Source organism: Microcoleus sp. Pol7_A1, assembly GCF_036701085.1.
Lineage (GTDB): Bacteria > Cyanobacteriota > Cyanobacteriia > Cyanobacteriales > Microcoleaceae > Microcoleus > Microcoleus asticus.
Window position 1 is genome coordinate 133,467 of sequence record NZ_JAUBQD010000010.1, and the last position, 13,712, is coordinate 147,178.

Genomic DNA, 13,712 nt, shown 5'->3' on the forward strand with positions numbered 1-13,712 from the left:
AATTTTCAGTTTGAAGTGAAAGGCTTAGATCAGTATGGTAACAACATACAAACTGGAAAAGTTACTTGGTCAGCAATTCGTGGAAACATTGACAATCGGGGCAAATTTTATGCTGGAGAACGAGAAGACACTGTTATGATTGAAGCACGTGTAGGGACAATTAACACTTGCACCGAAATTAAAGTTTACGAACCTTCTCGGTTAACATTCCTAGAGATTTTCCCTTCATCTGCTATTTTAGAGCCAGGAGAAAGCCAAAAATTTAATGTGGTTGCTTTAAATCAACGACGAGAAGACATATCTGTCAGCGATATAGAATGGAATGCAACAGGTGGCTTAATTGATCACACTGGAAATTTTTGTAGTGGAGAACAGCAAAAAGGTAATTGTCAAGTAACCGTCAAAGTAGGACATTTAAGCGCTAACGCAGAAGTTACTGTTATTCCTGTTCTGAGAGGGCTAAAAATATCTCCTGAACAGGTAGAAATTAAACCCGAAGAAAAATTTACTTTTACTGTAACTGGATTAGATCAGGTAGGCGATTCTTTAGAAATAACGAATGTTAGATGGACAACTACGGCGGGTGGATCAATTACCGATAAAGGAGCTTTTAAAGGTGATTATAAAAAACGCGAAGTTACTGTTACCGCAAAATTAGGAAAACTTAGCGATACAGCTAAAGTTATCCTCCTGCCTGTTTTAAGAGGTTTAGAAGTTCAACCTGGTTTTGTTTATCTTAAATCAAGCGAACATCAAACATTTGTTGTTAAAGGATTCGATCAATTCGGCTCTCCTATCGCACCAGGTGAGGTGTATTGGGAAACAACAGGAGGTAAAATTGCTCAAGATGGTACATTAACTTTTACTCAGAATGAGCAGGGTTATTTTCAAGTAACTGCAACCTCTCAATTAGCTCCCAAGTATACACAAGAGATAAGAAAACTCTTTTTATATACTGGAATTTCTAGCAGAATAATATCTTACTTGATTTCTTATCAACCGCTGCTCCAAGAGATGTTTGCTTTAGATTCAGGTTCAACCGAGCCCGAAGAACATTTAGATGATTCAAGATTAGATTCAGTTTCAACAGATACCGATGAACACTTGGATGATTCAATAGTGGATGAGACACAATTAGAGATAAGTACACAGGCAACCCAAGAGACGGATACTATACTAGAAGCTGACGAACAACTAGATATAGAGGTTGCTATACCAACAGATATTGATACAATTGTAGATACAAATGTATTAGATTTTGATACCGCTTTAAAAGGGTGGTTTTTGAAAAAGCTGCGAAAGCTAGTAGCTAGGATATTCTTCTCTATCAGTCGTTTCTGTTTAAGTGAAGCGAGTGCAAACTTACGTGCTTCTGCTGATGTCTTTGTTTTGGCTGTTGAATATAATCCCTATCAATATTTTAAATGTCTTAATATCCTCAATGGTCATTCGGGATTTGTTCGTTCTTTGGCCATTACACCAGATGGACAAAAACTCATTAGTGGTAGTTGGTACCATCCTATAAAAATCTGGGATTTACAGACAGGATACCTACTTAATACGCTAGAACCCCATACAAGCGATGTTGAATGTTTTGCTATTACTCCAAACGGGCAAACGCTTGTTAGTGCAGATTGGGATAACACCATTAAAATTTTGGATTTAAAGACCAACGAGTTACGACACTCTCTACCTTGTTCAAATCAAGTTTATTTCGTGGCAATTACACCCGATGGGCGAAAGTTAATTAGTGTAGAAGAATCCAACATTATTCAAATATGGGATTTAAACAACCAAGATTTTTTAAAAAATCTGGGAACTAATTCATTACACTCTCGGCACCTTTATGGGTGGAATCGTAACTCTATTGTTATTTCTCCCGACCAACAAAGAATAATTGTGGGAAGGGAAATTATCAAATCCTATGATTTAATAACCGGAAAATTGGTAACTATCATAGGAAGGAAGTTAGGATATATTTATGCTTTGGCTATTACACCAGATGGTAAAACACTCATTAGCAGCCATGACAAAAAAATAAAAATTTGGGATTTAACGGCGAAGAAATATCCAGATGTTCGGCTGACTTTAAAGAGTTCTGCTGAAGGAGTCTATGCTCTTACACTTACACCAGATGCTCAAAGAATTGTATCGGCGGGTCGTAGAAAAATAAATGACGATTATGAGTCGTTTATTGAGATATGGGACTTAAATACTGGAGAAAAACTTCACTCTATAAAAGAGTATTCTACAACCGAGAGTTACGTTTGTTGCCTTGCAATTACGCCAGATGGAAAACAAATTATCAGTGGTCATCGTGATGGAACTATTCGTATATGGGGAATACCAGAGTTGAGTCTGTAAAAATAGATCCTGAAAAGCACCTTTGTTATAATATACCGTCCGGGGATGACTAGACCCGACACCTACCCACAAACTATGCAACCCATCCAAATTACCACCTTCCAAGCTTTGTGGCGCAGCTTTGGCCTGATAATCAAAGCCGCACCAATAGAACTCCGCCATTTAATCATACTCAACATCATCGCCGGTGCTGCCCCATCTGCCGTGCTATTTTTAGATAAATTAATCATTGATGAAGTATCTCGGTTGCTGTCGCAAACCCAAACAGCACAGCCCCTTGCTTTGATGCTTTCCCGACCAATATTGCTGTGGAGTATTGCCGGAGTCTTAAGTCTTAGGTTAGTCGGCGATGCCCTAGACACAATGAGCTCTTTTGCAGCGACATCTTTGCGCGATCGCGTTCAAGGCTTTGTCGAAGGAAAAGTCCTGGAAAAAGTCGCTAATTTCGACGATATTGCCCTGTTTGAAAACCCGGAACTATTAAATATAGTAGAACTAGCAAAAACCGGAGTATTCAAAATACAGCAACTAGCATTTACCATCAGCATGACCATCACGGGAATTTTTATATTTATTCCATCGATAGGCCTTGCTGCAGCGATAGCTTGGTGGGTGCCAGTGGTGATGTTGATTTCATCCTGTCCCTCAATTTACATCCAAAGAAAATATAGCAAAATCATCTGGAGAGTTCAAAGAAAGCAAGCTAAAATCAGCCGCGAGATGAACTTATCCGCTAGAGTCTTGACGGGCGAAGAATATGCTAAAGAATTGCGTTTGTTTGGGTTGCAAGAACTTTGGCTCAAACGCTGGCAGGATCAGTTTTTGCAATTTTTTAGCGAGATGCAGCAAATCCGAAAAAAAGGAGCAATTGTTTTACTTTTGTGGTCAGTGTTTAGTAGAATCGGAGTAGCTTTGCCCTTTGTTTATGTGGTAATGGGAGCTTTGGGTGGTCGCTATACTTTGGGAGATTTGGCGCTGTATTCTGGTTTGATTGTTCAGGTGGAGCAAAGTTTGCAATTACTTATAGGCAATTATGCTAATTTGTACGATATTTCCCTCGGCGTTAGTCCGATTTTTCAACTTTTGGAACTCAAACCAGAATTGCAGTCTCCGCTTGGGGATGTAGCATCTCGCCTGCCTAGTTTACCAGAAGACGGGCTAGATTCCCGCCCCACAAAAGATAAAATTGGCATCGAGATTAAGCATCTATCTTTCTGCTATCCCGGTAGCACTAAAAGCACGGTTGAAGATATCAACTTAACGATTAATCCGGGTGAAATGCTAGTGCTTGTTGGTGAAAATGGCGCGGGTAAAACAACTCTTGGCAAACTCCTCGGTCGCCTGTACGATCCGACAAGTGGTACGATCGCCTGGAACGGCAAAGATTTGCGATCGTACTCTCTAGCATACGTGCGATCGCGCATCGCCGTCGTCATGCAAGATTACGCCCGTTTCCCCTCCACAGTTCGCGAAAACGTCGGTTTCGGCGACTTGCTTTCACTGTCGGATGACAGCGCAATTAACGAAGCTATTTCCGAAGCAGGCATTAGCGCAAAAGTCAATAGTTTAGAGCAAGGTTTAGAAACACCGTTGGGGAAACAATTAGAAGACGGCATAGACTTATCGGGGGGACAGTGGCAAAGAATTGCGATCGCCCGCGCCTTAATGCGGCTTGACACAGCCGAAGTGCTAATTTTTGACGAACCAACCGCCGCCCTCGACCCCAAGACAGAACACGAAATTTACAGCATCTTCCGCCAAATAGCCGCCGGGAAAACAACCATAGTCATCAGTCACAGATTGGGATTAGCAAAAATAGCCGATCGTATCGCCGTCATGGAAAACGGTAAAATAGCAGAAATAGGAACTCACGACGAATTGATAGAATTAGGCGAAATTTACTATTCAATGTTTACCCGTCAAGCTAGCAGCTATCTTTAGTCAACAGTCAACAGTCAACAGTCAACAGTCAACAGTCAACAGTTGACTATCTCCCCGTCAGCGTATCCGCATAAGGATCGGGCAAAGCTTGCTGCACTTCAAGCGACAAAGAATCTCCAGTCAACGGTTGGCTAATCAAATTTTTTTTTACCCCATCACCCCGGCGATCGCGCTCTTGCAACTTCAGCAATTCCTCTTGATAAAGAGCAACAATTCGCCCTAAACTCACCACCAGATCATCCCAATTATCATCTCCTACCAACTTCTCAGAAATTCCTTCAAATAACTCTCCCGCTTGCCTTTTTTGAACATAAGCTTTCAACAGCTTTCCCGACTTTTGCAAAACTGCCTGATAAATCTCCCCATCAGACCACCACAGCCCCTGTTGACTCAGCAGCCAAGTCAAAATATACTCGCGAGCGTGTTGCTCCTTCACCCAGGCCGCGAGATACTGCAAATCTTCCATAGTTACAGTCTCCTAAATCTTGCTCAAAATGTCCGCTTGTTTGTATCTACCGTTACTGCGATCGACTGAATATCTGCTTTATTATCACCCGCCGAGCTCTTTAATATCCCTTAAATCTTAAAAAAACCCTACTGATTTACCAAACAGCAATTCTTAGAATATAAAAATAAACCTAAACCTCCTCGGTCTATTGTCCAATACTTTTAGTCCACCGGAAAGCGGTACACCCCGCCTCGCTTTCCTCTCTCGCAAACCTATCCTCAAGCGGGAACAACCAGCGGGTTATTAGCATGACAAAGCAAAATTTTGGTTTAATCGGTCTAGCAGTGATGGGCGAGAACCTAGCGCTCAACGTCGAAAGCAGAGGTTTCTCCGTGGCTGTGTACAACCGCACAGCAGCCAAAACCGACGACTTCATGGCCCTGCGCGCCCCCGGCAAGAACATTGTAGGCACCAAGACTCTGACAGAATTCGTCGATGCCCTAGAAACCCCGCGCCGAATTTTAGTTATGGTGCAAGCTGGGAAACCCGTAGATGCGGTCATCGACCAGCTCAAACCCATGCTGTCACCGGGCGACATGATTATTGACGGCGGCAACTCGCTATACGACGACACCGAACGCCGCACCAAAGATTTAGAATCGATCGGACTGGGATTTGTCGGCATGGGCATCAGCGGCGGCGAAGAAGGCGCGCTCAACGGTGCTAGTTTGATGCCCGGTGGCACCCGCACTGCTTACGGTCTACTAGAGCCAATTCTCACCAAAATTGCGGCTCAAGTAGATGACGGCCCCTGCGTCACATTCATCGGCCCCGGCGGCGCCGGTCACTACGTGAAGATGGTTCACAACGGCATTGAGTACGGGGATATGCAGCTCATTGCTGAAGCCTACGATTTGCTCAAAAACGTTGGTGGATTGGACGGCAAGCAGTTGCAGGAAGTTTTTGCCGAATGGAATACCACAGACGAACTCAACTCGTTTTTGATTGAAATTACGGCTAATATTTTCAAGTACATTGACCCGGAAACTAAGCATCCCTTAGTTGAGGTAATTATGGACGCAGCGGGTCAGAAAGGCACCGGCCGCTGGACTGTAATGAGTGCTTTGGAATTGGGCGTGAGCATTCCGACAATTATTGCTGCTGTGAATGCCAGAATCATGTCTTCTTATAAAGCAGAGCGCGTCAAAGCTTCTCAAGAACTAACTGGGCCTAGCGCTAAGTATGAAGGCGATACTAAAGAGTTTGTCAACAAAGTTCGGGATGCGCTTTACTGCTCGAAGATTTGCTCCTACGCGCAAGGCATGGCGCTGTTGAGTGCGGCCTCGAAGTCGTACAACTATGACTTGAGTTTGAGCGAAATTTCCAGAATTTGGAAAGGTGGCTGTATCATTCGGGCTGGGTTTTTGGACAAGATTAAAAAAGCTTTCAAGGACGATCCCGCGCTGCCGAATTTGCTGTTAGCGCCGGAGTTCAAACAGAGCATTCTCGATCGCCAATCAGCTTGGCGGGAGGTGTTGGCTACTGCTAGCACACTAGGGATTGCAGTGCCAGCCTTTAGCGCGTCGCTGGACTATTTCGACAGCTACCGGCGCGAAAGATTGCCGCAAAACCTCACGCAAGCTCAGCGTGATTATTTCGGGGCTCACACCTACGAACGCACCGACAAACCGCGCGGCGAATTCTTCCACTCTGAGTGGACGCAGACTGCTAAAGAATCGCTGCAAACAGGTACTACGGACTAATTAATTTTTGTAGGGTGCGTTTCGGCGCACCTTACGAATTTATTGGCAGTTGCAAATTGTTTTGACGTTTGTTAATGAGTAAATCGGGTACAATCCTAACTACTCGTTTAAAACAAATGTAATTTTATGAAAAAATTTATACTAAGATCCGCTGCCTTTATAGGTGATATTGCGGCATCGGTATTGGATACATTGAAAGAAGAAGAGTCAAGCAAACGTTTATTAGACAGTGGTATTCTGGAAGTGGATTCAATGACGGGAAAAGAGTTTGAAAATTTTCTCTATGTCCATTTTAGAAACTTTGGTTATGGTGTTACTTTAACTCAAGATACTCAAGATTATGGGGCGGATTTAATTTTATACAAAGATGGATCGAAAACTGTAGTTCAAGCGAAAAGAAGCAAAAATCCAGTTGGTATTAAAGCAGTTCAAGAAGTAGCAGGAGCCGTCAGACATTACAAAGGAAATAAAGGAAGAGTCATCACCAACAACAGATTTACCGAAAATGCTTACAACCTTGCTGAATCTAACGGCGTAGAGTTATGGGATCGAAAACAACTCATCGAATTCATCCTGACAGCTAAGAAGTGTAAATAAGATCGATTCCGGTGGCACTCATCCCGGAATTGTTGACTGTTTACTGTTAGTAGTCAAAAAATAGCAACGGAGAGGACACGGCAGTGCCGTTTCCCTACCCCAAAATAATCGCTTGCGCTCGCACCAGATGCAACCATCCCCCGATTAATTGTAGGGACACGGCACTGCCGTGTCCAGATTGTGGGTAATATCCTGTTCCCTAACTACAGTAAGTTATATATAAAAGATGCACTGCTTTCTCAGTATCTTTAATTTCACTTATTCATCATGTTACAAATTTCTAATACTGTGTTCATTCCAGATGGCGAAATCGAGATTAGTGCGATTCGCTCTCAAGGCGCGGGGGGACAAAATGTAAATAAGGTAGCGAGTGCGATTCACTTGCGCTTTGATATCCCAGCTTCCTCATTGCCCGATCGCTACAAGCAGCGTTTGTTGCAAATCAACGACCAGCGCATCACCTCCGAAGGTGTGATAGTCATCAAGGCCCAGGAACACCGCAGCCAGGAACAAAACCGAGAGGAGGCTTTGAGACGGCTGCAAGAACTGATTAAAAGTGCGATCGTCATACCGAAAAGGCGCAAACCCAGCAAAGCAACTCGTAGTTCCCAGCGCAAGCGTCTCGACAGCAAAACCAAGCGAGGGCAGATTAAAGCTCTGAGAGCGAAAATTACGGATTGATCGATGAAAGGTCGATCGGGCTTTTTGAGTTTTTAGTTGTCAGTCGGGATTTGGTGGGCCTAAGTCGTCAGGTAAATCGTTAAGCGTTTTTCCCAAAGCTTTGCAAAGGGCTTTCATTTGAGCAATGGTCAGTTCTGGTTCGTCTAGTCCTCGTTCCCAGTTACTAATTGCTTGTTGACTTAGGGTTTTTGCGCCCGTTTTGTCGGGAATTTGTTTTGCTAAAGCTGCTTGCGATAAACCAACAGCCTCTCGCAAGATTTGCAGTGCTGGTATATCTTTGGACTCTTGAGTTTGTTTCTTTCGGGGCATATCATGGGAAATTTACAAGCAAACTTGTTGACAACCTTGAGGTTTACAAGTATCCTTGTTAAAGATAGAGACAACAGAAAGGCCGCTGCTTTAGCCGGACGGTGGAAACGCTTTGGTTTAGCGAGCTGCCTTATTTGTAGTTTCTACCCATTATGCCTGCATAGCCAAGCCTATTTTCCGGGCTTGGGTGCATGACTCAAACCCGTTTCCCTAGACATTTCCGAACCCCTGCGGGTTAGTTGTCGTTCGGCGAGGGCGATCGACTTGGTAAGTCATCGGGAATTTTAGTTACATCTAATCCTAAAAGCTCAAACATAGTTTTTAGAGAAACCTGGTACAGGTTAGCCAGTGCAGCTACGTTTTCAACAGTTGGCATGGACTTTCCTGATTCCCAGTCAGCTTGCATCCGCTCAGAAACGCCGATATGTTGTTTGACTTGAGGGCGGGTTAGCCCAGCTTGTTCTCTCAGAAGCCTTAATGGAGACTTCTCCTTTTCTTGCAAATTTTCTTCCACAGTGCATGAAGTTTGTTTCATGAAGCTAACCTCTTGACTTGGTTGTTTTGATGAAGTACACTTCATGTAGAGCCACCCAAAAAAGGCGGCCGAGCGAGCCTATTTTCCTCAAAATGCAGGTTTGAAGAACCGCCTTACTTGTAGTCTCTATCAATTGTGCTTGCATACCCAAGCGTATTTTCGGGGGTTGGGCGCATACCTCAAGCCTATTTTCCTCAAGCCCGAGGAGGTGATGCCATGTAAAAGGTCGATCGACCTCACAGGACAGTTTAAAATTGTATCAAATATCAAGACCATGATTTAGCTCTGTTTGTTAGCTGCCCCTCGGGGGTACGCAATCATCAACAAGCCCTGAAACATCTAGCCCGATCGAGTGACAGAACTGTTTCAAGCTAATATTTAGGGCTGTACAGATGGCTATTGCAGTATCAACTCTGGGTTTTTGTTTTCTTTTTTCTATTGAGTACAAAGTATCTTCAGAGACTTTCCCCGTCAGTTGCTGGCTAAGCTCTCGGCGACTAAAGCCCCTGCATTCTCTAATTTCTGCAAGGCTCATTTCGTATAAATCCCGTACTTCTTGATTCATGGTGCAGAATATTTCGTAGTTTACCCTTAACAAAAGCAGTAAGTCTGACTAAACTACGAATAAGGACATAGCAAAGCGGTTGGGCGAGCCTCCTTTCGTCAAAATGCAGGTTTGAAGAACCGCCTTAGTTGTAGTGTCAATCAATTGTGCTTGCATACCCAAGCGTATTTTCGGGGGTTGCGCGCATACCTCAAGCCTCTGTTTCTCAACGCCGAGGAGGTGATGCCATTTAAAAGGTCGATCGACCTCACAGGAGTGCCCAGCTCAAAATTGTATCAAAGATCCAGACCAAAACTTCTACTTTGCGATCGCACAACTTCCGTGCTATCGTGCCCTTTCTCGAACCATTCCAGATCATGTCCACATCAATTGACAACTTCTACCTAGGCGATGTCGCCTCCAACTTTCACTTTGCAGGCCCGCTGCTAGACTTTGAAGAAGAAATCCAGAATCAATCTCCCTTTCACGATTTAGACTACTTGACAGGCGAAATTAAAAGGGGATTCCTAGACTACGTGCGTCAAGGAATTATGCTGGACGCGATCCGAAAACTGCGATTGTACAAACACAAGTTCAAAACTTTTAAAAGTTACTGCGAACAAGCATTAGGCCGACAGTATTTTTACTGCACGCAAATTATCAAATCTGCTGGCATTTGCCTGCGCTTAATTAAAGCCGGATTTGAGATTTTGCCGAGCTGCGTTGCTCAAGTTGTCCCTTTGTTCAAACACGCAATCACCGACCAATACGGCGACAGTCCTTTACAGGAAAAGTGGCAAGAAGTTGTTGATGTCATACCAAAAGAAAGGATTACGGCAGTAACTATTGCCGAAACAGTTGACAACAATCCCAACCTCCGGCTCAAACAAATTCGGATTAAAACTGACACTTACGCCCTTTTAACCAAAAAAGCAGCCGCAGCCGGACTGTCAATTTCGGAATTTTTGGCAAGGTTGGTTGACGAATACAATCCCAGAAATTTAGAGCAGCCAGCGGAACATACTCCCGAACAAGAGGAGATTTTAGACCAATTAGACGCGGAGTTTAAGAAGCCGGCAACGGAACAGACTTCAACTTCTGCCCAAGGAAAAGTTAAGTCTAAAGGTTTTGGAGTCAAAATTGAGCCTAAAGGTGGTAAAAGGGAAGTAAAGGCGAAAAGTTCGGAAGGGGAAGTAAAGGCGAAAAGTTCGGAAGGTGAAGTTAAGTTGAAAAATCGGCAAACTGAAATCAAAGCCGAGAAACAGTCGAATTCATTTAAAGAGAAAAATCATGAAGTCATCTGCCCAAAATCCAATCATGCGTCAACTGAAATTAATGGAGGTTCAACTGAACGAAATTCAGTGCCACCTTATTAAAGCCACTGTGTTGAATTGGTGGCAAATAGTTTTGCCTGACGGTCAGAAGATTGCGATCGAGCACGCGGGCGGCGGACACTGGATTTTTCGGGCTAACGGGCTTGAGAAATCTCATCCAGAAGTGCGGCTAGCAGTGTTAAGGGCGATCGCCCAAGGCTGTCGCAGGTAAGTTATCAAGGGGTTTTTCCCTTTGGCGTCTCAAGTAGTGCTGCGGGTGAGGACACGGCTGTGAGGCCGTGTCCCGGAAGGGACTGGTGGGCAATCGACCGGATTTGAGATGATTTGGGGATGCAGGGGGGCGATCGATATTAGTTGCGATTGCGATCGGAGTGTCCCAAGTGTGGGCCGGGGTTTAAGGTGCCAGCGTTGTGGGTAGACGGGTGATGTCTGCGGTGTTTTATGACTTTTGTAGAGACGATGGAACACCAAAAACCCTCAGCTCTTAAAACTTGGATGGTTTGGCATCAACAGTCTCAACCGGAAAAGCTGATTGCCCTGTTCGCCCGGGACAAAAAGCATGGTCGGCGAGGATACGCCGATCAGAGCCAACGTTCTCTTAACGATTGAGCAACGTGGTTCATACTGAGTTAGACTGAATATTAGAGTATAAATCTAAGGAGTAATTTTTTCAGGAAACCACAGGAGGCAGCGTGACATTAGGCGTAGACAGCAGGCAATTACTATCTTATGAGAAACCACCTGTTAATGAGGTGATTTGCAGTGTTTTGTTCGACCCTATCGAAGCCTTACTGACTCCCCATATCGGCTTGTTATGGCAGAGGTTCCAACCGGACTACCCGTTTTGCAACGACGTTGCTCCCGTAGAACCAAAGGTAGAAGTTTTCAATAATCAGGTTATTGAAACTATGCTGGAAGTAAGTGATATTCCTCCTTTGCCCAGAGTATGGTTCATTAGCTCTGATGAAACAAAAATTGTCCAAATCCAGCGAGATCGGCTGATTCATAACTGGAGAAAAATTAGTCCAAATAGTGAGTATCCTAGATATGACAGCCTTATTAAAGCATTTCAAGGTCATTTGACAAGCTTTAATGGTTTCCTACAAGAGGCGGAGCTAGGTACAATTCAGATACGTCAATATGAACTAACTTATGTCAATCAAATTTCACAAGGAGAAGCATGGGAAACTCTTGAGGACATCGGCAAAATTTTTCCTGACTTAAAATGGCAGAACAGTCTAGAGAGATTTCTTCCAAAACCTCAATATATTCATTGGCATACGACATTTGATTTGCCAGAAGAATTTGGCCGATTACATATATCGATCATGAATGGACTTGCTGACAACCATCCCACTCTTCTTTTTCAATTAAGTGTTCGGGGAATTGGCAAATATAGCTCTTTGGATTTAATGCAAAATTGGTTTGATGTGGCACATGAATGGACTGTACAGGCATTTGCTGATTTAACTGATAAAAAAATCCAGACAAATATTTGGAAGCGGAGAGGGTAAAGCTTATGACTATGAGTACATCTTCATTGAAGGAAGCCGAACAAGAAGAAAAACCAATTTCTTTAACAACGCTCCAAACATCTACGAAAAACTATGCTTCCACTCCTGTCCGAATGATTCAATACGTTCGTTCATTAGCACAGAACTCCGCTGAGTCTGGGAATGCTGAAGTTAGAAAATATTATCCGCTTTCCCCCCGAACGCCGATAGATATGGGTTCGATAATTTATGCTGAGCAGCTTAAGAACATTGATGAGGATAAGGTCAGAGACTTCAGCCGTGAAAGAGCTGTTTACGAATGGGCTAAACCTATTGGCCATCAAGCTAATTTTATTAAAAGTGATCCAAAAGAACGGCGTGGTAAATTTCTGTCATCTCCAAGCAGTGATTTGTCAAAAAATTTACCCCGTACACCTAAAAAAGTTGAGGCTATCCATCCTCAGCAACAAAATGTAAATAAATTCTTAGTTTCACCTGCCGATCGTGAAGAAGATGTTCTTGACTGGGATTTCTACTTAGAAAATCCTCCACTTAAACCAGCGGCCACCATAGAATTTGAATTTGAATATAGGGGTCGTAGTCAACCTATTCCTGTTACCGATCCTTGGGATGAATGAGGAAAAATTAGCATGGATTCTGATAGCCGCAATCTAGCGAAAGAATTTCTATCAAAACTCAGTGACTCTGAAAAATGGGAGCTAATTTTAGAAATAACAAATCAGTATCCCTGGTATCAGCTTGTGAGTGGGGAAGAAGAAGATATAAAACAGGGCGATATCCTTGAAGATTGTCCAGTCTTTCAGTTGCCAGAAAACCTAGCTGAGATAAAAAAAGACAAACTTGAGATAACTACAAAAGTGGAGTGGAGGGAGCAAGACGTTATTATCATGTCACAGTCATGCGACATGGTAAAAGGTCGAGAAAAGTTAACAGAAACACTACTTTGTGCCGTATGGAAACGTTCGGAACTTAAGGAAGGCTATTTGGCTTCAAACGTGGGAATGGAAGAGGCACGACGTGGGAATCTTCCTGGGTATCACGTTCTTGGTGAATGTTCTTTGCCTGAGTTCCATCGTGACATTAGAGTTGTGGATTTTCGCCGCGTATACTCGCTTCCACTGCCTTTTGTTCGGAGATTGGCAACAGAAGCAGAAAAGCGTATCCGGCTACTTCCACCATACAGGGAGCAGCTTGCCCAAGCATTTGCCAGATACTTTATGCGTGTTGGACTACCTACAGATATACCACCATTCGCAAGTTCTAAGCCTGATAAAACTGAAGCCGAAGTAATAAAAAAGGTACAAGCGATGGATAAAGAATCCCAAAAACGTATATTATCGCACCTAGTAACTGAGCTTGGGTTGTCAACATAACTAACAGGAAATGGTTAGAAAAAAATCCACTATAGCAATCCTAAATGATTTTCTCTATCTAGCTCAATCCTAAATGATTTTTTCTGTGTAAGTATATTGACGTATTTTGGGGAAATCAAATTTATGTTCGTTAGTAAAAAACTCAAACAAAAACTTGACAATCTTAAAAGATCTACATAAATACCAATACTTTCTTAAAAAGTTTTTAGCTTGTAGCCAAATATCTTCAACGGGATTCTGTTGGGGAGCATTGGGAGCAAATAAAATACAAGTAATTGACCAATTCTCAGGTTCTTTGTCACCATTTAG

Annotated in this window: 14 protein-coding genes and 2 pseudogenes; 11 read left to right on the top strand and 5 right to left on the bottom strand. The window is 43.2% G+C overall.

Translation table 11 applies throughout. The features are described 5' to 3' along the window. A pseudogene (locus QUA20_RS08935) lies at positions 1 to 2,364 on the top strand (WD40 repeat domain-containing protein); the annotation flags it as partial. 75 nt (positions 2,365 to 2,439) lie between these two features. Next, a complete protein-coding gene (locus tag QUA20_RS08940; protein ID WP_333160129.1) occupies positions 2,440 to 4,305 on the top strand; it encodes an ABC transporter ATP-binding protein in 1,866 nt (621 codons plus the stop codon). Between the two features lie 46 nt (positions 4,306 to 4,351). On the opposite strand, the gene QUA20_RS08945 is transcribed toward QUA20_RS08940, so the two are convergent. Beyond that, positions 4,352 to 4,771, bottom strand: a complete 420-nt coding sequence (locus QUA20_RS08945; RefSeq protein ID WP_172187549.1) for a hypothetical protein — start codon at positions 4,769 to 4,771, stop codon at positions 4,352 to 4,354. A gap of 290 nt (positions 4,772 to 5,061) precedes the next feature. Here QUA20_RS08945 and gnd point away from each other — a divergent pair, with 290 nt between their 5' ends. The 3 genes from gnd to arfB all read left to right on the top strand — a co-directional run bounded on the left by gnd (position 5,062) and on the right by arfB (position 7,794). After that, a complete protein-coding gene (gene gnd, locus QUA20_RS08950; protein ID WP_333187829.1) occupies positions 5,062 to 6,516 on the top strand; it encodes a decarboxylating NADP(+)-dependent phosphogluconate dehydrogenase in 1,455 nt (484 codons plus the stop codon). Positions 6,517 to 6,642: 126 nt separating this feature from the next. After that, a complete protein-coding gene (locus tag QUA20_RS08955; RefSeq protein ID WP_333187831.1) occupies positions 6,643 to 7,113 on the top strand; it encodes a restriction endonuclease in 471 nt (156 codons plus the stop codon). Positions 7,114 to 7,380: 267 nt separating this feature from the next. After that, a complete protein-coding gene (gene arfB / locus QUA20_RS08960) occupies positions 7,381 to 7,794 on the top strand; it encodes an alternative ribosome rescue aminoacyl-tRNA hydrolase ArfB (RefSeq protein WP_333028167.1) in 414 nt (137 codons plus the stop codon). Positions 7,795 to 7,833: 39 nt separating this feature from the next. On the opposite strand, the gene QUA20_RS08965 is transcribed toward arfB, so the two are convergent. The 3 genes from QUA20_RS08965 to QUA20_RS08975 form a co-directional block, all read right to left on the bottom strand. Then, positions 7,834 to 8,103, bottom strand: coding sequence for a helix-turn-helix transcriptional regulator (locus tag QUA20_RS08965; RefSeq protein ID WP_333160550.1), 270 nt, complete (start codon positions 8,101 to 8,103; stop codon positions 7,834 to 7,836). A gap of 235 nt (positions 8,104 to 8,338) precedes the next feature. After that, entirely contained in the window at positions 8,339 to 8,638 is a 300-nt protein-coding gene (locus tag QUA20_RS08970; protein WP_172187562.1) for a helix-turn-helix domain-containing protein, read from the bottom strand. A gap of 292 nt (positions 8,639 to 8,930) precedes the next feature. After that, on the bottom strand, positions 8,931 to 9,203 hold the full coding sequence (locus QUA20_RS08975; RefSeq protein ID WP_333187834.1) for a helix-turn-helix transcriptional regulator: 273 nt from the start codon (positions 9,201 to 9,203) through the stop codon (positions 8,931 to 8,933). Between the two features lie 356 nt (positions 9,204 to 9,559). Between QUA20_RS08975 and QUA20_RS08980 the strand changes: the two genes are divergently transcribed. The 6 genes from QUA20_RS08980 to QUA20_RS09005 all read left to right on the top strand — a co-directional run bounded on the left by QUA20_RS08980 (position 9,560) and on the right by QUA20_RS09005 (position 13,403). Continuing rightward, on the top strand, positions 9,560 to 10,558 hold the full coding sequence (locus QUA20_RS08980) for a hypothetical protein (RefSeq protein ID WP_333187837.1): 999 nt from the start codon (positions 9,560 to 9,562) through the stop codon (positions 10,556 to 10,558). Between the two features lie 7 nt (positions 10,559 to 10,565). Beyond that, a complete protein-coding gene (locus tag QUA20_RS08985; protein WP_242728623.1) occupies positions 10,566 to 10,727 on the top strand; it encodes a hypothetical protein in 162 nt (53 codons plus the stop codon). 230 nt (positions 10,728 to 10,957) lie between these two features. Then, positions 10,958 to 11,125, top strand: coding sequence for a hypothetical protein (locus QUA20_RS08990; protein ID WP_333187841.1), 168 nt, complete (start codon positions 10,958 to 10,960; stop codon positions 11,123 to 11,125). An 83-nt stretch (positions 11,126 to 11,208) separates the two neighbouring features. After that, a complete protein-coding gene (locus QUA20_RS08995; protein ID WP_333187844.1) occupies positions 11,209 to 12,030 on the top strand; it encodes a TIGR04255 family protein in 822 nt (273 codons plus the stop codon). A gap of 5 nt (positions 12,031 to 12,035) precedes the next feature. Beyond that, positions 12,036 to 12,647, top strand: coding sequence for a hypothetical protein (locus QUA20_RS09000; protein WP_333187847.1), 612 nt, complete (start codon positions 12,036 to 12,038; stop codon positions 12,645 to 12,647). Between the two features lie 12 nt (positions 12,648 to 12,659). Continuing rightward, positions 12,660 to 13,403, top strand: a complete 744-nt coding sequence (locus QUA20_RS09005) for a hypothetical protein (protein ID WP_333187850.1) — start codon at positions 12,660 to 12,662, stop codon at positions 13,401 to 13,403. 69 nt (positions 13,404 to 13,472) lie between these two features. Here QUA20_RS09005 and QUA20_RS09010 read toward each other — a convergent pair. Continuing rightward, positions 13,473 to 13,712: pseudogene (locus tag QUA20_RS09010) on the bottom strand (IS630 family transposase); the annotation flags it as partial.

Bases quoted from the DNA above. Each gene is read 5' to 3' on its own strand.
- QUA20_RS08945 (WP_172187549.1), bottom strand. From the start codon at position 4,771: ATGGAAGATTTGCAGTATCTCGCGGCCTGGGTGAAGGAGCAACACGCT.
- arfB (WP_333028167.1), top strand. From the start codon at position 7,381: ATGTTACAAATTTCTAATACTGTGTTCATTCCAGATGGCGAAATCGAG.
- QUA20_RS08940 (WP_333160129.1), top strand. From the start codon at position 2,440: ATGCAACCCATCCAAATTACCACCTTCCAAGCTTTGTGGCGCAGCTTT.
- QUA20_RS08970 (WP_172187562.1), bottom strand. From the start codon at position 8,638: ATGAAACAAACTTCATGCACTGTGGAAGAAAATTTGCAAGAAAAGGAG.
- gnd (WP_333187829.1), top strand. From the start codon at position 5,062: ATGACAAAGCAAAATTTTGGTTTAATCGGTCTAGCAGTGATGGGCGAG.
- QUA20_RS08975 (WP_333187834.1), bottom strand. From the start codon at position 9,203: ATGAATCAAGAAGTACGGGATTTATACGAAATGAGCCTTGCAGAAATT.
- QUA20_RS09000 (WP_333187847.1), top strand. From the start codon at position 12,036: ATGACTATGAGTACATCTTCATTGAAGGAAGCCGAACAAGAAGAAAAA.
- QUA20_RS08955 (WP_333187831.1), top strand. From the start codon at position 6,643: ATGAAAAAATTTATACTAAGATCCGCTGCCTTTATAGGTGATATTGCG.
- QUA20_RS08980 (WP_333187837.1), top strand. From the start codon at position 9,560: ATGTCCACATCAATTGACAACTTCTACCTAGGCGATGTCGCCTCCAAC.
- QUA20_RS08965 (WP_333160550.1), bottom strand. From the start codon at position 8,103: ATGCCCCGAAAGAAACAAACTCAAGAGTCCAAAGATATACCAGCACTG.
- QUA20_RS08990 (WP_333187841.1), top strand. From the start codon at position 10,958: ATGACTTTTGTAGAGACGATGGAACACCAAAAACCCTCAGCTCTTAAA.
- QUA20_RS09005 (WP_333187850.1), top strand. From the start codon at position 12,660: ATGGATTCTGATAGCCGCAATCTAGCGAAAGAATTTCTATCAAAACTC.